The following is a 24,137-nucleotide window of genomic DNA, read 5'->3' on the forward strand; positions in this document are numbered from 1 at the left end:
CTACGATGGCGGTTCCCGGTGTAAAATAAGTTGGCTTTACCGCCTCGCACCTATAGGTTGGATATGACACCGTGTTGCCTGATCGATGTCGGTATCGACATTTGACAATCTTTTCCTCGAGTCCATCGCACCAGGGCGTAGCGCGGCCCACACGGAAATAGTCTGAAAAACTAGAATGTCTTTCGCAAATTGCAGGGAAATCCGGCTCTAGCGCCCGGAGCCTTTAACGGCGCACAATCTCTCTCGCCACGAAACGCCGGTCACAGGCGCTTCTCGCGCCCACATCGGAGGAGATGCGGGCAAGCCCCATGACATTCATGAGCGCCTGAAACGCTTGGGAGGAACAATGCTTGAACGACTTTTCAAATTGAGTGAGCACGGCACGTCCGTGCGCACCGAACTCATCGCGGGCGTGACGACGTTCTTGACGATGTCCTATATCATCTTCGTCAATCCGGATATTCTGTCGACCACCGGCATGGACCGCAATGCCATATTCGTCGCCACCTGTCTTGCCGCGGCACTGGGTTCCATCGTCATGGGGCTTGTTGCCAACTGGCCGATCGGCATGGCGCCGGGCATGGGGCTGAATGCCTTCTTTGCCTTTACAGTCGTCGCCACACTCGGATTCAGCTGGCAGCAGGCGCTCGGCGCGGTCTTCATTTCGGGCGCCATCTTCGTCTTGCTGACGGTCACCGGTGTGCGCAGCTGGCTGATCGAAGGCATTCCGCGTTCGCTCAGAAGCGCGATCGCCGCCGGTATCGGTCTCTTTCTGGCGATCATCGCGCTCAAGAGCGCCGGCATCGTCGTTGCCAACAAGGCGACACTCATCGGTCTTGGAGACCTGAAACAGACGGGCCCCCTTCTTGCGATCTTCGGCTTCTTCGTCATCGCCGTTCTCGATGCGATGCGCGTAAGGGGCTCGATCCTGATCGGCATTCTATCCGTCACCGTCCTCTCCTGGATCCTCGGCGTCAGCCAGTTCCACGGCATCGTTTCGGCTCCGCCCTCGATGATGCCGACCTTCCTGCAGCTCGACATCGTGGGCGCCCTCCATGGCGGCCTGGTCCACATCATCCTCGTCTTCGTGCTCGTCGAGGTCTTCGACGCGACCGGAACGCTGATCGGCGTCGCCAAGCGGGCAAAGCTTCTCGAGGAAGGAAAACCAAACCGCCTGAGCCGGGCTCTGCTTGCCGACAGCGCGGCCATCGTCGCCGGCTCGCTGATGGGCACCAGCAGCACAACGGCCTATGTCGAAAGTGCCTCGGGCGTTCAGGCGGGCGGCCGCACCGGCCTGACGGCGTTGACCATCGCCGTGCTTTTCCTGGCGTCTCTGTTCTTTTCACCGCTCGCGGGCTCCGTTCCCGCCTATGCAACCGCACCAGCCCTGCTCTATGTCGCCGGCCTGATGATGCGCGAGTTGACCGAGATCGAATGGGACGACCTGACCGAGGCGGCACCGGCAGCGCTGACGGCACTTGCAATGCCGTTCACCTACTCGATCGCCAATGGTCTTGCCTTCGGGTTCATCAGCTACGTCGTCCTGAAGGTTGGCACCGGGCGCTGGAAGACGCTTCATCTGGCGACGCAGATCGTTGCCGCCTTGTTCGTCGTTCGCTTCGCCTTCTTCGCGGCCTAGCCACGACAGCGCATTTTGGACACTTCAGGGAGCCGGATCGTCCGTTGCGATGGTCCGGCTTCCAATCTATTTGCAAGATCCGCCTGTTGCACGGATGGGCAATGCCTAAGAACCGCCAGCGGGAGACAGTAGATCGCAGATAGTATGCAAAACAAGATATCCGAAGAATAAAGGGGCGCCGCAATTGCGGCGCCCCTTTTTATTCCTTCGAACCCAGTCTCCTGATCAACGGATCAGGAACGGCTCCGCAAAGAAGTGCTCTTCCAGATTGACACCCTCGCCGCCACGGTCGACGACGGCAAAATCCGAGACGCCGTCGAGAGGTGTGAGGATGCCATGCCAGATATTGCGGCCGATATTGACACCCTGCCTGGGCTTCGTCCGGAAGGCCAAAGGCTCCCCCGGCCCATTTGCGGTTTCCTGCGCCACGACAATCAGGAAGGGGTTGTCGGTCAGCGGTATGAAGGCCTGGCTACCGAGCGGATGCCGCTCCACCATCTTCAATTCCAGCGGCAGCTCGTAGGGCTCGCCGCGCAGCAGGCTGATCATCGGCCGCGCCTTGTCGCCGGTTGCTTCGATCTTGGCAAGATCATGGTATCGCACACATTTCCCGGCGTTGATGGGGTAATTATAGGCCCCTTCCATCTCTATCACCTCGCCGAAGGGGAAGAAGGCAACACGCGTCAACGGCTGAATCTCGATCACTTTCATGCACGCTCTCCTCACTTGTGCTCTTGATGCGCTATGGCCGACCTCACGCCGCACTCGGCTGTGTGCTTCGATGCAGCCCTTCTCCATCAGGAAACATGGCGGCGAGCCGCAGGAACGCGATCCGCTCCACCTGCCGGCAGGCGGTGGCGAATTCGGTGTCGCGGTCATTCTCGATCCGGGCCTCGAAGGCGGCCAGGATCCCGGATTTCGTATGATCCCGCACGGCAATGATGAACGGGAAGCCGAACTTTGCGACGTAGCTGTCGTTGAGATCGGTGAAATGCGCCCGCTCGTCGTCCGTCAGCGCGTCAAGGCCGGCGGAGGCCTGCTCTTCCGTCGAGCTTGCCGTCAGACGCCTGGCCTGCGCCAGCTTGCCGGCAAGATCCGGATGGGCGACGAGCACGCCAAGCCGCTCCTCCTCGCTTGCCGCTCGGAACTGGAAGGCGAGCGCGGCATGAAGCCCGATCGCCGTATCATTTGCCGGCGAAAGTTCGCCAGCGAAGGCACGGCGGGCGATCCAGGGCGAATGTTCGAAGACGCTGCCGAAGCGCTCGACAAAGGTGCCTTCCGGCATCTGCGAGGGTCGCTCGACGGCCGGCTTCGGCGGATGGGTTTTCGCCCAATGTTCGGCAATATCGATGCGGCGAGCGATCCAGACCTTCTCGTGGCTCTGGACGTAATCAATGAAGCGGGCGAGCGCCATGATGCGTCCCGGACGCCCGATCAGGCGACAGTGCAGGCCGATGCTCATCATCCTCGGGCTGCCGGCTGCACCTTCGGCATAGAGCGCGTCGAAGGAATCCTTCAGGTAGCTGAAGAACTGATCGCCGCTGTTGAACCCCTGCGGCGTCGCAAAGCGCATGTCATTGGCGTCGAGCGTATAGGGAATGATGAGCTGATGGCGGCCGCCATGCTCATGCCAATAGGGAAGGTCGTCGGCATAGGTGTCGGAGATGTAATCGAAACCTGCTTCCGTCACCAGACCAACAGTGTTGACCGAGCAGCGGCCGGTATACCAGCCGCGCGGCCGCTCGCCGGTAATGAGCGTGTGCAGGCGAATCGCCTCAGCGATCGCCGCGCGTTCCTCGTCCGGATCCATATCCTTGTGCTCGACCCATTTGAGGCCATGCGAGGCGATCTCCCAGCCGGCCTCTTGCATAGCGGCGACCTGCGCCGGCGAGCGTCGGAGAGCGGTTGCGACGCCATAGACCGTGACGGGCAGCTGCTTCTCGATGAAAAGCCGGTGCAGACGCCAGAAGCCGGCGCGGGCGCCATATTCGTAGATCGATTCCATGTTCCAGTGGCGCTGGCCCGGCCATGGAGCAGCGCCGACGATCTCCGAAAGAAAGGCTTCGGATGCCGCGTCGCCATGCAGCACGCAGTTCTCGCCACCCTCTTCATAATTCAGGACGAATTGCACGGCGATGCGTGCATCGCCCGGCCATTGAGCCGCCGGCGGCGTTCGGCCATATCCGTGCATGTCACGGCAATATCGCATGAAACACTCCTCCAAATGTCTTCGATGGCAAATGTCTAACCGCAAATCGCGCGCGCTATTCCCCTTGGAAATTTTGAAAGTCTCGAACGATCCGACTGCTTTTCATGGGAATGAGCCTGTCGGATAGTGGAGGCAGGAGCGCTACGTTCGGGAGAAAAACATGCAGTCTCATTCGCCAGGAGCCGGCCGGCTCACGACCCACGTGCTGGATACCGCGCTCGGCAAGCCCGCAAGGGGTCTGCGCATCGATCTCTACCGGATCGAGGACGACACGCATCGCCACCTCATATCCGCCGAGACCAATGATGACGGCCGCTGCGATGCGCCGCTCCTGTCGGGAGAAACCATGAAGGCCGGCACCTACGAACTGTGCTTCCATGCCGGCGATTATCTCGGCCGCCCATCCGAAGGCCCGATGTTCCTGGATATCATCCCGATCCGGTTCGGCCTCGCCGACGAGGGAGCGCATTACCATGTGCCGTTGCTCCTTTCGCCCTACAGCTATTCCACCTATCGCGGGAGCTGAGCGATGACAGCTATGAAAATCCGTTCCGAACTGCGTTTCATCCTGAACGGCCAGGACGTGGCTCTTAGCAACGTCGCGCCGGACCAGACCTTGCTCGATTGGCTGCGGCTTTCCCGCTCGTTGAAGGGTACGAAGGAAGGCTGCGCCGAGGGCGACTGCGGCGCCTGCACGGTGCTTGTGGGACGGCTGACACCGGCGGGCGGGCTTGTCTACGAAGGCGTTAACGCCTGCATTCGTTTCCTCGGCTCACTCGACGGCTGCCATATCGTCACTGTCGAACATCTGACAGCCAGCGACGAGCGTCTGCATCCAGTGCAGCAGGCCATGATCGATTTCCACGGTTCGCAATGCGGCTTCTGCACCCCGGGCTTCGTCATGTCGCTCTATGGGCTCTGGATGCAGACGCCGAACCCGACGGACCAGCAGATCGAAACGGCGCTCCAGGGCAATCTCTGTCGCTGCACCGGCTACGAGCCGATCCTGCGCGCCGCGCGGGCCATTTCCAGCTATGGCGGGACTGAGAACGACCCCTTGCTTATTGAGCGCGAAACGATGGTTGCGCGGCTGAAGGCTCTTGCCGACGGCGCGCGCGTCGAAATCGGCGAAGGCCGTCATCGGCTGATCGTGCCGGCTGGCCTCGACGATTTCGCCTCTGCTCTCGAAGCGTCGCCGACGGCGACGGTGGTGGCCGGTTCCACCGACGTCGGCCTCTGGGTCACCAAGCATATGCGCGACATCTCGCCGGTGATCTTTATTGCCGGACTGCAGGAATTAAAATCGATTGGCGTGAAAGATGACGTCATCACCATCGGCGCCGGCATCACCTATTCGGAGGCGATCGCGACGCTTTCGCGACATATTCCAGCGCTCGGTCCGCTGATTGCCCGTATCGGCGGCCAGCAGGTGCGCAACATGGGCACGATCGGCGGCAACATCGCCAACGGCTCGCCGATCGGCGATACCCCGCCTCCCCTGATCGCGCTCGGCACATCGCTGACGCTGCGCAAGGGCGAAACCCGCCGCACGATAGCGCTTGAGGATTTCTTCATTGCCTATGGTAAGCAGGATCGTAAGCCCGGCGAATTCGTCGAAGCTGTGCATATTCCGGTTCCGGCAGCGGGCGAAAACTTCGCCGTCTACAAGGTGACTAAGCGCCGGGACGAGGACATTACAGCGACGCTTGGCGCCTTCCGCCTGCAACTTGCTGCCGATGGCACGGTCGCCGGCATCTGGATCGCCTATGGCGGCATGGCCGCGACGCCGAAACGGGCCTTCGCCGTTGAACAAGCATTGCTCGGCCAACCCTGGAACGAGAAGACGGTGGAGACGGCAATGGAGAAATACGCCGAGGATTATGCACCGCTGACCGATATGCGCGCGACCGCGGAATACCGCGCACTCGCAGCCAAGAACCTTCTCTTGCGTTTCTACCTCGAAACGACGTCCCGTGCGGCACCGGCTCAGGTGTCCAGATATGAGGCTGCATAGGCCATGAACAAACACGCTTCTGACATCAAGGCCGAAACCATCGTCGGTGGGGTTCATACCAGCCCACGCCATGACTCCGCGCACAAGCATGTCTCCGGCACGGCCGTCTATATTGATGACATTACCAAACCCACAGGCACGCTGCATGCCGGTCTTGGCCTGTCCACCGTGGCGCACGGCATCCTGAAATCGGTCGATCTAACTGCCGTACACGCCGCACCCGGCGTCGTCGCCGTACTGACCCATGAAGACGTGCCCGGCGTCAACGATATCTCGCCCTCCTACATGCACGACGATCCGGTGCTTGCGGCCGGCAAGGTCGAGTTTCACGGACAGCCGATCTTCTGCGTGATCGCCGAGACGCGCGAGCAGGCCCGCCGCGCCGCGCGGTTAGCCAAGATCGACTATGAGGAATTGCCAGCCGAGATCGACATCTGGAATCTCGATGTTTCGACCCATCGTCAGGTCGTCACCCCGCTGACACTGAAGCGTGGCGATGCGGCGGAAAACCTTGAGCGTGCGCCGCGTCGCGTAAAGGGCCGCATGCGGCTCGGTGGCCAGGATCATTTCTATCTCGAAGGCCAGGTCTCGCTTGCCGTGCCCGGCGAGGATGACGAGGTCGTCGTCTATTGCTCCACCCAGGGCCCGAGCGAAACACAGCATATGGTTGCCCATGCGCTCGGCGTGCCGAGCAATGCCGTGACGATCGAGGTTCGCCGCATGGGCGGTGGCTTCGGCGGCAAGGAAACGCAGGCGAACCAATGCGCCGCAATCGCAGCCATCGCCGCCAGGAAGCTGAAGCGCGCCGTCAAGGTCCGGCTCGACCGCGATGAGGACATGGTCGCCACCGGCAAGCGGCACGATTTTGCCATCGACTACGATGTCGGTTTCGACGATGAGGGTCGCATCCTGGCCGTCGATTATACGTTTGCGCTCCGGGCCGGCTTTTCCGCCGATCTTTCCGGCCCGGTCGGCGACCGCGCGCTGTTCCACTGCGACAATGCCTATTTCTTCCCGCATGTTCATGCGAAATCGGCGCCGCTCTACACCAACACCGTCTCCAACACCGCCTTCCGCGGCTTTGGCGCGCCGCAGGGCATGGTGGGTGCCGAGCGCGTCATCGACGAGGTGGCCTTTGCGGTCGGCAAGGATCCGCTCGACATCCGGAAGCTGAATTTCTATGACGCGATGGGCGTTAAGGGCGAACGCAATATCACCCCCTATCACCAGACCGTCGAGGATTGCATCATCCAGCGCATCGTCGCCGAGCTTGAGGAAAGCGCCGATTACGCCGGGCGGCGCCGGGCGATCGCCGAATTCAACGCAAAGAGCCGCATCGTCAAGCGCGGCATCGCGCTGACCCCGGTGAAATTCGGCATCTCCTTCACCAAGACGGAATCGAACCAGGCCGGCGCGCTGGTGCATGTCTATAGCGACGGCTCCGTGCATATGAACCATGGCGGCACAGAGATGGGACAAGGCCTGCATCTGAAGGTGGCGCAGGTCGTGGCGGAGGAGTTCCAGATCGATCTCGACCGGGTGAAGATCACCGCAACGACGACGGCCAAGGTGCCGAACACCTCTCCGACCGCTGCCTCCTCGGGCGCGGACCTGAACGGCATGGCGGCTCAGAACGCCGCGCGCCAGATCAAGGACCGGCTGATCGCCTTCGCCGCCGAAAGCCACCAGGTGCCGCGCGATCAGGTGGTGTTCCTGCCCAATCGCGTGCGGATCGGCGATATCGAGATGTCCTTCCCCGATCTCATCAGGAAGGCCTATATGGCCCGCGTCCAGCTCTCGGCCGCCGGCTTCTACAAGACGCCGAAGATCCATTGGGACCGCAAGGCGGGCCGTGGCCATGCCTTCTACTATTATGCCTATGGCGCTGCCTGCTCGGAGGTGTCGATCGACACGCTGACCGGCGAATATGTCGTTGAGCGCACCGATATTCTCCACGATACCGGCCGCTCGCTGAACAAGGCGATCGATATCGGCCAGATCGAGGGCGGCTTCATTCAGGGCATGGGCTGGCTGACGACGGAGGAGCTCTGGTGGGATGGTAAAGGACGGCTGCGCACCCATGCGCCCTCGACCTATAAGATCCCGCTTGCATCCGATCGCCCGAAGATTTTCAATGTAGCCCTGACCGACTGGTCGGAAGCCTATGAGCCGACGATCCATCGTTCGAAAGCAGTCGGCGAGCCGCCGTTGCCGCTCGGCATTTCCGTCTTGCACGCCCTATCGGACGCGGTGGCAAGCGTTGGCGACCACAGGATCTGCCCGCGCCTCGATGCGCCGGCAACGCCCGAGCGGGTGCTGATGGCAATCGAGCGTCTCAAGACCGCGCGAAAGGAGTGAGGTTATGTCTGCCGCCTGCGAAGATATCCGGGATTTCCTGCGTCGCGAACCAGCGTCGATTCTCGTCGAGGTGACCCGCGTCGCGGGCTCGGCGCCGCGCGATACCGATGCCTGGATGCTGGTGTCGGAACGGGCGATCTTCGCGACGATCGGTGGCGGGCAGCTCGAATATATGGCGATAGACCAGGCGCGCCGGGCCTTGCGCTCCGGCCTCGCGGCCGAGCCGATGAACGTGCCGCTCGGCCCGGAGATCGGCCAATGCTGCGGCGGTCGGGTGGGCCTTGCCTTCACTGCGCTCAATACCGAGCTTGCGAGCGATCTCGTCGCCCGCAGCGACCGGGAGATGGCCGCGCGTCCGCATGTCTATGTTTTCGGGGCCGGCCATGTCGGCGATGCGCTCGCCTTGGCGCTTTCGCTGGCGCCGCTGCGTGTCATTCTGGTGGATACGCGCGAGAATGAACTCACCGCCTCCAACGTGCCGCGCATCGAGACCTGCCTGACGGCCATGCCGGAGGCCGTCGTGCGCGATGCGCCAGCCGGCAGCAGTTTCGTGATCCTCACCCATGATCACGCGCTCGATTTCCTGATTGCCGCAGAGGCGCTCAAGCGTGACGATGCCGCCTATGTCGGCATGATCGGCTCGAAGACGAAACGCGCCACCTTCCGCAACTGGCTGTCGCGGGAAACCGTCCGGCCGGACCTTTTCGATCGCCTCGTCTGCCCGATCGGCGGGACGGCGGTGAAGGACAAGCGCCCCACCGTCATCGCCACCCTCGCTGCCGCCGAGATCATGACGGCTGCACTGACTTGGACCGCCGATCGCGCAAAACTTACTGGAGCCGTCAGCCGCTAGCGGCTGCGGCCGCTGGCTCGTCCTCAAGCAGCTTGCCGATGAGCCGCTGACAGCGCTCGGCCATGAAGTCGATCATCAGACGGACCTTCGGGTCCTGAAACCGCTTGTGCGGATAGATCGCCGCGAGCTGCACCGGGGCCGGTGGGCTCTCCTTCAGGATTTCCACCAGTCGCCCTTCCCTCAAATAAGCCTTCACCTCGAACAGCGGCTTGTTGATGATGCCGCGATCTTCCAGTGCCCACTGGGTCAGCACATCGCCGTCGTCGCTATCATAAGGTCCGGCGACCTCGAACTTGCGATGACCTTCCGCCGTCATCAGCGTCCAGTAATATTCCTTGGATCCTGGATAGCGCAGCAGAAGACAGTCATGCTTATCGGCAATCAAAGCGTCGACGCTTGCCGGCACGCCACGCTGCGCGAGATAGGCCGGCGACGCGCATAGCACCCGTTCGCAATTGAGAATGCCGCGCATGCGCAGATTCGAATCCTCCAGCACGCCAAGCTTGAAGGCGACATCGACGCCTTCGGCAAGGATATCGACATTGTGGTCCGACAGGCGGACGCGCACTTCGATATCCGGATATTTGTCGTGGAATTCCGGAATGCCTGACGCGATCAACCGCCGGCCGATGCCGAGCGGCGCGGTGATCCTGAGCGAACCCTTCGGGTTGCGCGAGAGATCGGCGATCGCCGCTTCCGCCTCATTGACAGCCTCGATGATCTTCACGGCCTTTTCATAGAAGACGCGGCCGTGTTCGGTCGGCGAAAGCTTACGCGTCGTGCGGTTGAAGAGGCGCACGCCGAGATGACGCTCTAGCTCCTTGATGCGATTGCTCGCAACCGCGGGCGTAACACGCTGGTCGCGCCCTGCTGCCGAAAGGGTACCGAGTTCGACCACGCGAACGAAGACACGGACATTATCAAGATAGGACATGGCCTCTTTCTACCACATCGGCCTACGGAACAAACCGGGGGTCATCTTATAGATTTTTTTGAAAGTGTTGCGGATTAACCGGGATTTTCGAGAAAATCGCGCGATGGCAAACAGTCCCATGAAGATCAGGCCCATGAAGATCGGGCCATGAAGATCGGGAGGAGTTCCCATGTATGAATATGCCATCGCCTGGGACTGGCTGACATTCGCCGTCCGCTGGCTGCACGTCATCACCGCGATTGCCTGGATTGGCTCGTCATTCTATTTCGTCGCGCTCGACCTGGGCCTGAAAAAGCATCCGGCCCTGCCGCCCGGCGCCTATGGCGAGGAATGGCAGGTCCATGGCGGCGGCTTCTATCATATCCAGAAATATCTTGTGGCGCCCGCCAACATGCCTGATCATCTCGTCTGGTTCAAATGGGAAAGCTATGTCACCTGGCTTTCGGGCTTCGGCATGCTCTGTCTCGTCTATTATGCCGGCGCCGACCTCTACATGATCGACCCTGCCGTGCTCGACGTCTCCAAGCCGGTAGCAATCGCCATTTCGCTCTGCTCGATCGCCGGCGGCTGGATCATGTACGACCTGATCTGCAAATCGCCCTTCGGCAATGACAATACGCGGCTGATGGTGGCGCTGTACTTCATTCTGGTCGCGGTGGCCTGGGGTTATACCCACCTGTTCACGGGCCGCGCCGCCTTCCTGCATCTCGGCGCCTTCACGGCGACGATCATGTCGGCCAACGTCTTCTTCATCATCATTCCGAACCAGAAGATCGTCGTCGCCGACCTGATCGCCGGCCGCACGCCCGATCCGAAATACGGCAGGATCGCCAAGCAGCGCTCGACGCACAACAACTACCTGACGCTGCCCGTGCTGTTCCTGATGCTGTCGAATCACTATCCGCTGGCCTTCGGCACGCAATTCAACTGGATCATCGCCTCGATCGTCTTCCTGATGGGCGTCACGATCCGCCACTGGTTCAACACCCGCCACGCCAATGCCGGCAACCCGACCTGGACGTGGATCGTCACCGTTGTCCTGTTCATCATCATCATGTGGCTTTCGACGGTGCCGAAGATCCTGACGGGCGAACCGGCGACAAAGATTTCCGCAACCCAGCAGCCCTTCGTCACGGCCGAAGCTTTCCCGAAAGTCCGCGATACCATCATGGGGCGCTGCTCCATGTGCCATGCGAAGGAGCCGAGCTGGGAGGGCATCATCGCGCCGCCGAAAGGCGTGGTCTTCGAGACCGACCGCGACATCGCCGCCCACGCCCGCGAAATCTATCTGCAAGCCGGCCGCAGCCATGCCATGCCGCCGGCCAACGCCTCGCACATTACCGACGAGGAGCGCCGCCTGCTCGTCTCCTGGTACGAAAGTGCCGTCAATGGGGAGAAGACCCAATGAATGAAATCCTGATCCGTGGCCGTGTCCTGACCTTCCTTGCCGAGCCGCAGGGCATCGATGATGCCGCGTCCTATCGCTATATCGAGGACGGCGCGGTCTACGTTCGCGACGGCAAGATCGTGGACATCGGCCTGTATAACGACATTCGCAAGCTGGCGGATGCCGGCATCAGGATCGCCGACCATCGTCCGAACCTCATCCTGCCCGGCTTCATCGACACGCATCTGCATTTCCCGCAGACGCAGGCGATCGCATCTTATGGCGCGCAGCTGCTCGAATGGCTGAACACCTATATTTTCGTCGAGGAGCAGAAATTCGCCCGTGCCGCGCACGCGGCCGAGGTGGCCGACCGCTTCATGGACGAACTCCTGTCGAACGGCACGACGACGGCGGTCGCCTATTGCTCGGTGCACCCGGAAAGCGTCGACGCCTATTTCGCGGCGGCCGAAGCACGGGGCATGTGCATGATCGGCGGCAAGGTGATGATGGACCGCAACGCGCCGGACGCGCTGCGCGATACGCCGCAGCGCGGCTATGACGAGACGAAGCGGCTGATCGAGAAATGGCACGGCCGCGGTCGCGCGCATTACGCTATCAGCCCGCGCTTTGCGATCACCTCCACCCCCGAGCAGATGGAGATGAGCAAGGCGCTCGTTGCCGAGCATCCGGACTGCTACGTCCAGACGCATCTCTCCGAAAATCGCGACGAGATCGCCTTTGCCACCTCCCTTTATCCCGAGGCGAAGGACTACACGGATATCTACGCCCGCTACGGTCTGCTCAACGATCGTATGCTGCTCGGCCATTGCATCCATATGAGCGAACGGGAAGTTTCCGTTCTGGCCGAAACCGGCGCGGTCGGTGTCTTCTGCCCGACTTCGAACCTCTTCCTCGGCTCCGGGCTGTTCAACGCCGCCCGGTTCGACAAGCTTGGCGCGCGCTGGTCGGTTGCAACCGATGTCGGCGCCGGCACCAGCTTCTCCATGCTGGAGACGATGGACGAGGCCTACAAGGTGCTGCATCTGCAGGGGCAGCGGCTGACGCCGTTCAATTCCTTCTACCGCTTGACGCGCGGCAATGCCCTGGCGCTCGGACTGGAGAAGCAGATCGGCTCGCTCCAGGCAGGCGCGGATGCCGATATCGTCGTGCTTGATTCCAGCGCCAAGTCGGCAATGGAATTCCGCATGCGCACGGCAACGTCGCTGGCCGAGGAGCTCTTCATCCTCCAGACCATGGGGGATGACCGCTGCATCAGGGAGGTCTATGTTGCCGGCAAGGCGATGAAGACGAAGGATGCGAAGCATGAGGCGATGGTGAATCAAAGATCGGAAGCCACCCTGTTCGCGTGAGGATTTCCATGCGGCATCAATCCATCTGGGGAAAACGGGCACAAGCCTGACGGATAAATAAAGCGCGCCTTCGCCCGGCCACAGGTCTGAGGATCAGGCCCGGCGCGGCGCGCATTTTCTGCTTCACCAGTGAGAATATTATTCCAAAATCATTTCGGAAATTAGCAAATCGCTATAGGCTGGGTTCGACTCGGCTGCGCATGCGCTTTGGGGGAGTTTGCCGCGCCCGTCGAGCAAGACAATCCGATAAAGAAAAGCCGACATGCCCAATAGAACCTCGCCGCTCGTCGCCTTCCAGTCCAAGACATTCCGTTCGCTCTGGTCGGCAACGCTCATCTCCAATCTCGGCGGGCTGATCGAAGGCGTCGGCGCTGCCTGGCTCATGACCAGCCTTGCCACCTCTCACGGCATGGTGGCGCTGGTCCAGTCCTCCACCACGCTGCCTGTCATGATCTTTTCGCTCGCGGCCGGGGCGCTGGCCGACAATTACGACCGAAGACGGATCATGCTGATCGCACAGATGCTGATGTTGTGCGTGTCCGCGACGCTGGCGGTGCTGTCCTACAGTAATGCCTTGACGCCCTGGCTGCTGCTTAGCCTCACATTCCTGATCGGATGCGGCGGCGCCTTGCACAATCCGTCCTGGCAGGCCTCCATGGGCGATGTCGTGCCGCGCGACCACCTGCCGGGCGCCGTCGCGCTCAACAGCATGAGCTACAACCTGATGCGCAGCATCGGGCCGGCAATCGGCGGCGTCATCGTGGCGGCGGCCGGAGCCGCTTTCGCATTTCTTTTCAACGTTTTCTGTTATTTCGCCCTCATCTCTGCCTTGTTGCGCTGGAAAAAAGCGCCTCCCGGCAATGTCCTGCCGCGCGAGCCCTTCGGCAGTGCGATGTCGGCCGGCTTTCGCTATGTCCTGATGTCGCCGAACCTGCTCAAGGTGATGTGCCGCGGCTTCGTCTTCGGCCTGACGGCGATCGTCATTCTAGCACTGCTGCCGCTCGTCGCGCGTGATCATGTGCACGGCACGGCGATCACCTACGGCATCATGCTCGGCTTCTTCGGCTTCGGCGCGATCTGCGGCGCGCTGCTGATCGGCCGCATTCGCGATCTCCTCAGCAATGAATGGGTGATCCGCGGCGCGTTCTTCACGCTGGCGGTCAGCTGCTTCTTTCTGGCACTGAGCAATCAGGTATGGCTGAGCTGTCTTCTCCTCATGCCGGCGGGCGTTGCCTGGGTGCAGGCCTTCTCGCTGTTCAACGTCACCGTCCAGCTTTCCACGCCGCGCTGGGTCGTCGGCCGTGCGCTTTCGCTCTACCAGACCGCTACCTTCGGCGGCATGGCCGTGGGAAGCTGGCTCTGGGGCGAACTGGCCGACGCCCATGGTGTCACCGGCGCGCTCCTCATCGCGAGCGCCTCCTTGGCCGTAGGCGGCCTGCTCGGCATCCTGCTGCATCAGCCGGACTTCGAATCCCTCAATCTCGATCCGACCAACACCTTCAGCGAACCGCAGCTTCAGCTCGACCTGCGCTCCCGAAGCGGTCCGATCCTGGTCATGGTGGATTACAGCATCGATCAGGAAGACGTGCCGGAATTTCTGGCCGTCATGGCCCAGCGGCGGCGGATGAGGATCCGGGACGGCGCAAAGCAATGGTCGCTGTTGCGCGACCTGGAAAAGCCGAGCACCTGGACGGAGAGCTATCATCTGCCGACCTGGATAGACTATATCCGCCACAGCCAGCGCCAGACGCATGCAGACGTCGAGGTCGCCGAACGCCTCGATGCCCTGCATCGCGGCGATCAGCCGCCGGTCATCCACCATATGATCGAACGGCAGACGGTGCCGAGGCATGACGACATGCCCTTGAAGCCTTATCTCGACGCAACCTGATGGTGCTTACAGCTGGGATGCCTGCTCCTCTCAACCGCTGGGGCTGCGATCAGCTGAAGAAGCGTTTCGGCGATCAACGGGCGCCCTTCGGATGCGTCGCATCGGACTATACCAGCTGGAAGTGACCTTGGGCTGATATCGATGGACGCGACTTCCTTAAGGAGCCGCGTCCTCACGCGATGCCACGGGCGTTACTCGATGGTTCCCGGCGTGGCTGACAGTGCACCGCTTCCGAGCAGGAAGGGAACAATGATCGGCGAATGTCGTTTGACTTCCATTGTCGACCTGGAGCCTAGACGACTGGAGCCCGCATATGAGCCCGCGCGCGCAATGGAAAGGATATCTGAAATTCGGAGAGGTCAGCTGCGCCGTCGCCCTTTACACGGCGGTCTCGACCTCGGAGCGGATTTCCTTCCATACGCTGAACCGGGAAACCGGCAATCGTGTCAGGCGCGAATTCATCGATAGCCAGACCGAAAAACCGGTGCCGCGCGACGACCAGGTCAAGGGTTATGAACTCAACAAGGACGACTACATCGTGCTGGAACCCGAGGAGGTCGCCGCCGCCGTGCCGGAAAGCGACAAGGTTCTGCGCGTAAAGGCTTTTCTGGCGTGCTCTGATATTGACGACGTCTATTTTGACCGGCCCTACTATCTTGCCCCTTCCGCATCGGCCAGCGAAGAAGCCTTTGCGCTGATCCGCGAGGGCATGCGCAGGAAGAAAGTGGCCGCCATTGCCCGGGCGGTCCTCTTTCGCCGTCTGCGAACGCTCATGATCCGCCCACACGGCAAGGGGCTGATCGCCACTACCCTGAACTTCGACTATGAGGTTCGCTCGGCCAGGGACGCTTTCGAGGACGTGCCCGACATGAAGATCAAGGGTGAGATGCTCGATCTCGCCAAGCATATCATTGCCACGAAGGAAGGCAGCTTCGACGCCGGCGAATTCGACGATCGCTATGAAGCCGCACTGAAGGAGCTCGTCAAAGCCAAGATCGAAGGCAGGGCGATCCCGCAACGCAAGCATGCGAAGGTCGCCAAGGTTACCGATCTCATGGAGGCCTTGCGCCAAAGCGCCGGCGCGGAAGGCCGCGGCAAGGCAAGCCCGAAGCGCGCCCCGCAAAAATCCGGCTCGACCTCTCGCAAGACAGAGAAATCGCGATCCGCGTCCACGTCACGTTCGCAACGCAAGGCTGGCTGACGATGGTCTTGGAAACCTATAACCGTAAACGTGACTTCACGAGAACGACCGAGCCGAAAGGGCGCGCAGACAAGGGAAAGCGGAGAGCCTCAGGAGACAGCTTCGTCATCCAGAAACATGATGCGCGCCGCCTCCATTATGATTTCCGCCTTGAACTGGATGGCGTCTTGAAGAGCTGGGCCGTGACCAGGGGGCCGAGCCTCGTGCCGGGCGAAAAGCGGCTCGCCGTGCTGACCGAAGACCATCCACTGGAATACGGCGATTTCGAAGGCACCATCCCGAAAGGCGAATATGGCGGAGGCACCGTCCTCGTCTGGGACAAGGGCTCCTGGACGCCGCTTGGCGATCCTCATAGAGGTCTGAGCAAGGGACATCTCGAATTCGAGCTCCATGGAAAAAAGCTCGGTGGCCGCTGGCACCTGATCCGCATGGCGGGAAAGCTGCGCGAGAAGCGGGAAAACTGGCTGCTGATCAAGGGGGAGGACGATGCGGCCCGCCCGGAAGGGGCGCCCGACATTCTCGAAGAGCGGCCGGAATCGGCGAAAACGGGGCGCGTCATCGACGAAGTCGAGGGCGAAAAACCGGGCTGGTCCTCGAAGACCGGCAAGATCGATCGCAGGAAGAGCCGGACGAAAAATGGCGTCGCCGAGGAAAAGACGCGTAAAGCCGAGCCGGAAGCAGATGCGGAGGCTGTCGATCCATCCTCCCTGAAGGGCGCCAGGAAGGCCTCTTTGCCGGCCTTCATCGAGCCGGCCCTGGCAACGCTCGTGGCAAAGCCCCCCTCGGGCGCGCGCTGGCTTCACGAAATCAAATTCGACGGCTATCGGCTTGAGGTCCGCATGGAGGCCGGGCGCATCAAGCTGCTCACCCGCAGCGGGCTCGACTGGACCGGCAAGTTCGGCAAGGAAATTATCGCCGCCTTCAAGGACCTGCCTGTCGGCACGGCGATCATCGATGGCGAACTGGTCGTCGAGCCGGCTGCCGGCGCCTCGGACTTTTCAGCACTTCAGGCGGATCTCAGTGAGGGCCGCAGCGATCGCTTCATCTTCTATGCCTTCGATCTCCTCTATCTGGATGGCTACGATCTCGGCTCTTGTCCATTGGTCAGTCGCAAGGAATTACTGCAGAAGATCATCTCATCCGAGACCGGTATGCTTCGCTTCAGCAGCCATTTTGATGCAAATGGCGATCTGCTGCTGAGCCATGCCTGCCGGTTGAGCCTGGAAGGGATCGTCTCCAAGGTCGCCAACGATCCCTATCGCCCCGGCCGCGGAAAGAGCTGGGTCAAATCGAAATGTTCGTCGCGGCAGGAATTCGTCATCGGCGGCTGGGTTCCCTCCACGACATCGCGAAAGGCGATCGGCTCGCTGGTTCTCGGCGTCTATGACCGTGGCAAGCTCGAACATGTCGGTCGCGTCGGCACGGGCTATACACACATCGTTGCCGAGCAGCTTTTCAAAACACTCGACCGCCTGAAAGCGGAGAAGAATCCCTTTGCAACGAAGCTGACGGCGGAAGAAAATCGTGGCGTGCGCTTCGTGCGACCCGAACTGGTAGCCGAGGTCGAGTTCCGTGCCTGGACGGCCGATGGTCATCTGCGTCATGCCTCCTTCCGTGGCTTGAGAGAGGACAAGAAGCCGCTTGATATCGTTCGGGAAACACCGAAAACCGCCACGGTAACCTCAACCGAAAAACCGGCCCGCAGCAGCGTTTCCTTGACGCACGGCGACCGCCTCTACTGGCCGGACGAGGGCGTTACCAAGGCAGGACTTGCGGACTATTACACGGAGGTTTGGCGCTACATGGGTCCCTACGTCGTCGGCCGGCCGCTTGCGCTCGTGCGCTGCCCGAACGGCATTACCGGCCAGCACTTCTTCCAGAAGCACGCCTGGAAAGGCATGAACCGGAATATCGCCCTGGCGAAAGATCCGCAGGACGAAGAGCCCTATGTGAGTATCAACGACCTGAACGGGTTGATCGGCCTCGTGCAGGCGGCCGTTCTCGAAATCCATCCCTGGGGATCGATGGTCGGCAATTGGGAAAAGCCTGACATGATCATCATGGACCTCGATCCGGGGCCGGGCGTCGCCTGGACCGAGGTCATCGCCGCCGCGGAAGAAACGGGCGAGCGGCTGAAACAGGCCGGCTTGGTCCCCTTCATAAAGACATCGGGTGGCAAGGGGCTGCACATCGTCTGCCCGCTGGTCGCGAAGGCCGAATGGCCTGTGGTCAAGGCTTTCACAAAGGGTATCGCCGACGCGATGGCGGCTGACAGCCCCGGGCGCTATGTTTCGACCATCACGAAATCGAAACGACGCGGCAAGATCCTTATCGATTATCTCAGAAACCAGCGTGGCTCGACGGCGGTCGCCCCCTATTCGACCCGCGCTCGCCCAGGCGCCGCCGTCTCCATGCCGCTCTTGTGGGAGGAACTGAGCCCGGCTATCGGCCCGGACTACTTCACCGTGCCCAACGTAGCGACGCGGCTTGCCGCGCTTCGTTCCGATCCCTGGGCCGATTTCAGGGCCGCCGCAGAGCCCTTGCGTCAATCGCAAGCAAAAGGCAAACGTGGCTCATGATCAAGCCTGCTATCGCTTCCTGGCGCCCTTCTCCTGCGAAAGGCTCTTTCGAAGCGCATCCATGATGCTGATGACATTGCTCGGCGCGGCTTCCTCCTCCACCTTCGCCTTGGTGGGACGCTTCCGGCCCTTCTTCTTGGAGGCGATAATCTCGAGCAGCTTCTCCTGGACGGGATCCGAGACCATGCCGGGATCCCATGGCTTCGTCCGTTCCTCTATGAGCTCCTCGACCAACTGCATCAGCTTGGTGTCCATCGATTTCGATCCGATATCGCCGAAATAATCCCGATCGTCACGCACCTCGTCGCCAAAGCGCAAGGTCCAAAGCACGATCCCCTTGTCTCTCGGCTCCAGCATGACGGCGCGCTCGCGGCGATACATGACCAGCCGGGATATGCCGACCATGCGGCTCGCCGCCATCGCGTCGCGGATGACGCAGTAAGCCTCCTCGCCGACGGGATCATCCGGCGTCAGATAATGCGGGGTATCGAACCATATCCATTCGAGGCTGTCGCGCGGCACGAACATGTCGATATCGATCGTCCGCGTACTTTCCAGGGCGACCGCATCGAGCTCCTCGTCTTCGAGCATGACATAGTCATCCTCGCCACGCTCATAGCCCTTGACTTCATCGTCCTCATCCACCGCGTTGCCGGTGACGGAATCCACATATCGGCTGACGATGCGATTGCCTGTCTTCCTGTTGAGCGTATGGAAACGAACCTTCTCATTGTCGCTGGTTGCGGGCGCCATGGCGACAGGGCAGGTCACGAGCGACAGCTTGAGGTAGCCCTTCCAGAATGATCGCGGAGCCATGAATTTTTCCTCCGATACGAGAAGGAGGAACGGTCTTCGCCTTGCATGGTTCCGCTCGACCGGCTCATGGCTTCCGTCGCGGCTGAAAGGCAACTCGACCGGATAGGTAAGCTTGCCTATACTCCGATGCTCCGGATCGCTTCAAACCAGGGGCGATGGATTGGCGGGAACAGCAAATCATGGATCAGCTCAACAGCGCCGCCACGACGCTCTTTTCCAGCAGGGAACGCGGCTGGAAGGGACTGGAGGCGAACTTCCTGCATCTCCGGGCTGGCCGCACCCATGTGCCTGGATCGCAGACGCATCGGCTGGGCATTCACTTCGGGCGAGCCGTGAACGCATTTTGCCAATGCGATGGCCTGCAGCATCGCCGCCGACAGAAACACGGCGATATCGACATCGTTCCGGCGGAACTGGATGGCTGGTGGGAAGATGACCGCGACTGCACCATTCTGCGCCTGAATATTCACCCGGAACTCCTTCAGTCCGCCGCTCACGCGCTTGGCCGAAATCCCGGCACGCTTTCGCTGAAACCAAAATTCCAGCTTCGGGATGCCCGGCTGGAATCGATCGCCTGGGCGATCAAGACAGAGATCGAGGCAGCCGTACCGTCAGACCGGACCTATGCCGAGGCATTGGGGTTGGCTTTGGCAATTCGCCTTGTGGAAAGCGACGGGCAGGAAGCGACATACATTCCTGCGACGGGCGTGGCGTTGACGAGCAAGCAAAGGCGCCGCCTGGCGGAATTTATCGAAGAGCATATCGACAAATCGCTGTCTCTCGCCGATCTGGCGGAGGTTGCCGGGCTCAGCGTATCGCATCTGAAGCCGCTCTTTCGCGCCACATTCGGGATGCCGGTTCATCAATATGTCCTGGCAAGCCGGGTCGAGCGTGCAAGATTGCTCATCCTGTCCGGCAACATGTCCCTTGCCCAGGTCGCGGCGGCGACCGGCTTTGCCCATCAGAGTCACATGAGCCATTGGATGCGTCGCATTCTGGGTCTCACCCCCGGAATGATAAACCGAATGCATTCCTAAATCGCGTCGCGATCTCTCGGATTCGCTTCTGGCGCTTTAGGTCCTTGAATTTGTGCATGTCGTAGTCGCAAAACCGCTGCACACTTTTGCGTGACATGCTTTGGCGTCGATTGTCGTCCGAACCTGCAACTGACCGTCCAAACATGTGCGATCCGGTGAGCACAGACGGATAGGCTGCAGGGATATCGACAGGAGAAGACCCCATGCATGCAATTCTCGGTGCCGGCGGCAAGGTTGGCCGCACGACCATCGCCTCCCTACGCAAGGCCGACGTTCCGGTTCGCGCCATCTTGCGGGATCCCTCGAAAGCAAAGGAATTTTCCGAACTCGGCTGCGAAGTCGCCATGGCCGACGCGAGCGATCATAAGGCTTTGACCGCCGCGTTCGATGGGGCGAGTGCCGTTCAAGTCATCTGTCCAGTCGATGTTCGCGCGCAGCATCCCCGCTTAAGCATGATGCAACTGATCGAGTCAGTCGGTGTGGCCCTGGCCGCGGCCAAACCTCGAACCGTTCTCGCCATTTCCGACTATGGCGCACAACACAGTTCGGGAACCGGCGTCACCTTGATCTTTCACGCTTTGGAAATGCGTCTCCGAAAGCTGGATTCCAGGCTTATCCTTCTAAGATCGGCCGAGCACATGGAGAACTGGGCTCGTCTGGCAAAGGCCTCAGCCGAGAGCGGGCGGCTGCCGAGTTTCTACCATCCCTTGACCAAGGCTCTTCCGACGGTCTCAGCCTTCGACGTGGGCGCGGTCGCTGCCGATCTGCTTCTGGACAAGACAGACGCAATCGAGAGAATTGTCCATGTCGAAGGGCCACGGCGCTATACGCCGGAAGATGTCGCCGCTGCCATAGCGTCTTTGACGGGCCGCGACGTCATCGCTCGACCACTGCCCGAGGCCGACTGGCAGACAGCATTGCAACGAGCCGGCCTGTCCGAGGAATATGCGCAATTGCTCGTCGAACTCTATATCGCCCACAATGCCGGCCGAATAGACGCGGAAGGCGGTGTTGGCGAGATACGTCGAGGGGCGACCGAAATGATCGACGTGTTGCGGCGACTTCTCAAGAGCTGAGAGCGTATATCGCTGTCAATGCGAACCGCCGCCGCCGCCTTCCTTGAGATCGACATTGCTGAGGATCAATGCAAGCGGAATGGCGCAAAGCACGATCAGCATCAGCACATGGAACACATCGATATAGGCGAGATAGCTCGCCTGGGTCTGCACCTGCTGCCCGATCCAGGCGGTCGCCTGCGCCTTCGCGTCTGCCACCGTCGCCCCCTTCTCGGCAAAATAGCGCGACATGGTCTGCAGCGTCTCCTGGTAGGCCGGCGAGGATGGCACGACATGCTCCACAAGGCGGCTCTGATGCCATTGCTCGCGATGGGCCAGGACGTTCGACGCGACACAGACGCCGATCGAACCGCCAATGTTGCGGGCCGCATTGATCATGGCGGACGCCTGGTTGGTCTGCTCCGGCTTGAGGCCGTAATAGGAAGCTGAGGTGATCGGGATGAAGATCAGCGGCAGACCAAGTCCGATATAGAGGCGCGACCAGACGAAGAAACCAAAGTTCAGGCCGGGATAGAGCCGCGTCAATTGCCACATGGACATGGCAATGATCGCAGCGCCGATGGCAATCAGATATTTCGGCTGAACCAATGAATTCGCGCGCCCGGCGACGAACATCATGACCATGGTGACAAGCCCGCCCGGCGACAGGGCAAGTCCGGCCCAGGTCGCCGTGTATCCGTAGTTCTGCTGCACGACTTCGGGAATGAACTGCGTCGTCGCGATCAGGATGGCACCGGTCGCCATCATGACGATGAAGCAGGACCCGAACTGACGGGTGCCAAGCAACCATCCGTCGATGATCGGGTTGGCTTTGGTCAGAACCCAGGGAATCGCGAGGAGAAATGCGAGCACGCATATGCCGGTCATCGCAATGATAAAGCCGGCGCCGAACCAATCGTCCGTCTGGCCTCGATCCAGCACGAGTTCCAGTGAGCCTAGAAAGGTCGCTACCAGCAGGAAGCCGACGAGATCGAAGCGGACTCTTTTTCGGCGAAACTCCTCGCGTATGCGCTTCGTCTGAGGCGTTTCCTTCAACAGCACATAGACAAGGGCAAAGGCGAAGACGCCGACGGGGCCGTTGATGAGAAAACACCAGTGCCAGGAAAGATTGTCCGAGAGATAGCCGCCTAATGTCGGCCCGATGACCGGCGCGACGACGACGGCCACGCCAAAAAGAGCGAAGGCCTGCCCGCGCTTTGCCGGCGGAAAGGCATCCGCGAGGATCGCCTGCGAGGTCGGCACCATGCCGCCGCCGGCAAAGCCCTGGATCATCCGGAACATCAGCAATGTTTCCAGATTCCAGGATAGCCCGCACAGGACGGAAGCAATCGTGAAGGTCGCCAGGCATAGGAGATAGAACCTGCGACGGCCGAACCGCTCTGCAAAATAGCTGCTGGCAACCAGCACGATCGCATTGGAGACGAGATAGGTGGTGACCACCCAGGAAGCCTGGTCGGAACTGACGGCCAGACCGCCGGAAATATAGCGCAACGCCACATTGGCAATCGTCGTATCGAGCACCTCCATGAAGGTCGCCAGCGACACCACGATGGCAATCAGCCACGGGTTGGTGCCTTGCGCGGAGGACGCCCCTGCCCCGGCCGTTGCGCTTGCGCCGCTCATGTCAGCTCCTCGGGCGCACCGTCACCGTCGGCACCACGGACATGCCGGGGCCGATGGCGACATCTGCGGGCCATTTGTCGACGATGATCTTGACCGGCACGCGCTGAGTGACCTTGACGTAGTTGCCGGTCGCATTCTCGGCCGGCAATAGAGAGAAGGCCGTTCCGGAGCCCGGCTGGACGGATGCTACCTTGCCGTGGAGCGTGTGATCCGGATAGGCATCGATCGTCAGGTCGACCGGCTGGCCCGGCCGCATGTCCGTCAGCTGCGTCTCCTTGAAGTTTGCCGTAATCCAGATTTCGTCGGGCACGAATGTCGAGATCGCCTGCCCAGCATCGATATATTGGCCCTTGGCGCCGGTGAGACGGACAACGCGACCCAGCTGGGCTGCGGTGATCGTCGTATAGCTTAGATTCTGCTGTGCCTCTTCCGCCTGCGCTTGGGCCTGTTTCAGGCTGGCGAGCGCGCTGGATTTCTGGGCTTCCGACACGGTCTTGTTCTTCAATGCGGATGTCACACTCGCCTGCATCTGCGCAAGGCTTGCCTGATCCTGTTGCAGGGTCGACGCTGCCTGCTGGACGGCCTGCACGCTGCCGGAACCGGTCTTGACCAATTGCTGCTGGCGATTGGATTCCTGCTGCGCATATTGGAGGGCTGCGGTGGCGGAATTCTGCTGCGCTCTGGCGACGTCGACAGAAGCGTCGGCCGCTTCGATCTGCGCGCCGGCGCTATCAACGGCCGCCTTGGCCACCTCCACCTGGCCATTAGCCTGATCGAGCGCGATCTGATAGTCACGCGGCTCGATCCGCAAAATGACATCGCCGGCCTTGACATGCTGGTTGTCCGTTACGGGAACGTCCGCGACATAACCGGAAACCTTGGCGGCCACGGAAAAGCTGCGCGCGCCGACGAAAGCATCATCCGTCGACTCGTAAGGATAGAAATAGATCTTCCAGCCGAACCATGCGGCGATAATCAGAGCCACCAGCACCACAATGCCGGAGAGGATCCAGAAGGGGTGACGACGGACGAATGAAGGCCGTTTTCCCTCCGAGACGTCGTTTTGACGATCGGCGGCAGCGGGCTGCTGTTTCGGCCGAGCCGGCTTGGTTTCCATGATATCGGGTTGATTGTCAGCCATGACATGACC

Annotated in this window: 18 protein-coding genes; 12 read left to right on the forward strand and 6 right to left on the reverse strand. The window is 61.1% G+C overall.

Going from position 1 to position 24,137, the window contains the following annotated elements; all coding sequences use genetic code 11:
* The first annotated feature begins 346 nt into the window (after positions 1-346).
* Positions 347-1,639, forward strand: a complete 1,293-nt coding sequence (locus CCGE531_RS24325; RefSeq protein WP_120668529.1) for an NCS2 family permease — start codon at positions 347-349, stop codon at positions 1,637-1,639.
* A 225-nt stretch (positions 1,640-1,864) separates the two neighbouring features.
* On the opposite strand, the gene CCGE531_RS24330 is transcribed toward CCGE531_RS24325, so the two are convergent.
* Both CCGE531_RS24330 and puuE read right to left on the reverse strand, forming a co-directional pair.
* Positions 1,865-2,350, reverse strand: a complete 486-nt coding sequence (locus CCGE531_RS24330; protein ID WP_120668531.1) for an ureidoglycolate lyase — start codon at positions 2,348-2,350, stop codon at positions 1,865-1,867.
* A 43-nt stretch (positions 2,351-2,393) separates the two neighbouring features.
* A complete protein-coding gene (gene puuE, locus CCGE531_RS24335; RefSeq protein WP_120668533.1) occupies positions 2,394-3,848 on the reverse strand; it encodes an allantoinase PuuE in 1,455 nt (484 codons plus the stop codon).
* Positions 3,849-4,008: 160 nt separating this feature from the next.
* Here puuE and uraH point away from each other — a divergent pair, with 160 nt between their 5' ends.
* The 4 genes from uraH to xdhC are packed head-to-tail and all read left to right on the forward strand — an operon-like array spanning position 4,009 to position 9,073.
* Positions 4,009-4,374, forward strand: coding sequence for a hydroxyisourate hydrolase (gene uraH / locus CCGE531_RS24340; protein ID WP_120668535.1), 366 nt, complete (start codon positions 4,009-4,011; stop codon positions 4,372-4,374).
* A 3-nt stretch (positions 4,375-4,377) separates the two neighbouring features.
* Positions 4,378-5,862 carry a xanthine dehydrogenase small subunit gene (gene xdhA / locus CCGE531_RS24345; RefSeq protein ID WP_120668537.1) on the forward strand — a complete coding sequence of 495 codons (1,485 nt, stop codon included), beginning with the start codon at positions 4,378-4,380 and terminating at the stop codon, positions 5,860-5,862.
* Between the two features lie 3 nt (positions 5,863-5,865).
* The gene (xdhB, locus tag CCGE531_RS24350) at positions 5,866-8,220 is read left to right on the forward strand and encodes a xanthine dehydrogenase molybdopterin binding subunit (protein WP_120668539.1); all 2,355 of its coding nucleotides are present in this window, start codon (positions 5,866-5,868) and stop codon (positions 8,218-8,220) included.
* Positions 8,221-8,224: 4 nt separating this feature from the next.
* Entirely contained in the window at positions 8,225-9,073 is an 849-nt protein-coding gene (xdhC, locus tag CCGE531_RS24355; RefSeq protein WP_120668541.1) for a xanthine dehydrogenase accessory protein XdhC, read from the forward strand.
* On the opposite strand, the gene CCGE531_RS24360 is transcribed toward xdhC, so the two are convergent.
* Positions 9,063-10,007, reverse strand: a complete 945-nt coding sequence (locus CCGE531_RS24360; RefSeq protein ID WP_120668543.1) for a LysR family transcriptional regulator — start codon at positions 10,005-10,007, stop codon at positions 9,063-9,065. The genes xdhC and CCGE531_RS24360 overlap by 11 nt on opposite strands.
* Positions 10,008-10,176: 169 nt before the next feature.
* Here CCGE531_RS24360 and CCGE531_RS24365 point away from each other — a divergent pair, with 169 nt between their 5' ends.
* From CCGE531_RS24365 to ligD, 5 genes are all read left to right on the forward strand, one after another.
* Positions 10,177-11,415 carry a urate hydroxylase PuuD gene (locus CCGE531_RS24365; protein WP_120668545.1) on the forward strand — a complete coding sequence of 413 codons (1,239 nt, stop codon included), beginning with the start codon at positions 10,177-10,179 and terminating at the stop codon, positions 11,413-11,415.
* Positions 11,412-12,764 carry a guanine deaminase gene (guaD, locus tag CCGE531_RS24370; protein ID WP_120668547.1) on the forward strand — a complete coding sequence of 451 codons (1,353 nt, stop codon included), beginning with the start codon at positions 11,412-11,414 and terminating at the stop codon, positions 12,762-12,764. Before CCGE531_RS24365 ends, guaD begins: the two co-directional genes overlap by 4 nt.
* Positions 12,765-13,026: 262 nt before the next feature.
* Positions 13,027-14,655: an MFS transporter gene (locus tag CCGE531_RS24375; RefSeq protein ID WP_120668549.1), complete on the forward strand. Its 1,629-nt coding sequence runs from the start codon at positions 13,027-13,029 to the stop codon at positions 14,653-14,655.
* Positions 14,656-14,968: 313 nt separating this feature from the next.
* Entirely contained in the window at positions 14,969-15,856 is an 888-nt protein-coding gene (locus CCGE531_RS24380) for a Ku protein (RefSeq protein ID WP_120668551.1), read from the forward strand.
* A 2-nt stretch (positions 15,857-15,858) separates the two neighbouring features.
* Positions 15,859-18,435 carry a DNA ligase D gene (ligD, locus tag CCGE531_RS24385; RefSeq protein WP_120668553.1) on the forward strand — a complete coding sequence of 859 codons (2,577 nt, stop codon included), beginning with the start codon at positions 15,859-15,861 and terminating at the stop codon, positions 18,433-18,435.
* A gap of 9 nt (positions 18,436-18,444) precedes the next feature.
* Here ligD and CCGE531_RS24390 read toward each other — a convergent pair whose 3' ends face one another.
* Positions 18,445-19,251 carry a Ku protein gene (locus CCGE531_RS24390; RefSeq protein ID WP_120668555.1) on the reverse strand — a complete coding sequence of 269 codons (807 nt, stop codon included), beginning with the start codon at positions 19,249-19,251 and terminating at the stop codon, positions 18,445-18,447.
* 179 nt (positions 19,252-19,430) lie between these two features.
* On the opposite strand from CCGE531_RS24390, the gene CCGE531_RS24395 reads away from it, so the two are divergent.
* Together CCGE531_RS24395 and CCGE531_RS24405 are read left to right on the forward strand one after the other, a co-directional pair.
* The gene (locus CCGE531_RS24395; RefSeq protein WP_120668556.1) at positions 19,431-20,288 is read left to right on the forward strand and encodes an AraC family transcriptional regulator; all 858 of its coding nucleotides are present in this window, start codon (positions 19,431-19,433) and stop codon (positions 20,286-20,288) included.
* A 203-nt stretch (positions 20,289-20,491) separates the two neighbouring features.
* The gene (locus CCGE531_RS24405) at positions 20,492-21,364 is read left to right on the forward strand and encodes an NAD(P)H-binding protein (RefSeq protein WP_120668560.1); all 873 of its coding nucleotides are present in this window, start codon (positions 20,492-20,494) and stop codon (positions 21,362-21,364) included.
* Between the two features lie 15 nt (positions 21,365-21,379).
* Here CCGE531_RS24405 and CCGE531_RS24410 read toward each other — a convergent pair whose 3' ends face one another.
* Complete coding sequence (locus CCGE531_RS24410; RefSeq protein ID WP_120668562.1) at positions 21,380-22,987, reverse strand: DHA2 family efflux MFS transporter permease subunit; 1,608 nt, start codon at positions 22,985-22,987, stop codon at positions 21,380-21,382.
* A 1-nt stretch (position 22,988) separates the two neighbouring features.
* A complete protein-coding gene (locus CCGE531_RS24415) occupies positions 22,989-24,128 on the reverse strand; it encodes an HlyD family secretion protein (protein WP_120668564.1) in 1,140 nt (379 codons plus the stop codon).
* Between the last annotated feature and the right edge of the window lie 9 nt (positions 24,129-24,137).

It is taken from the genome of Rhizobium sp. CCGE531 (genome assembly GCF_003627795.1).
GTDB lineage: Bacteria > Pseudomonadota > Alphaproteobacteria > Rhizobiales > Rhizobiaceae > Rhizobium.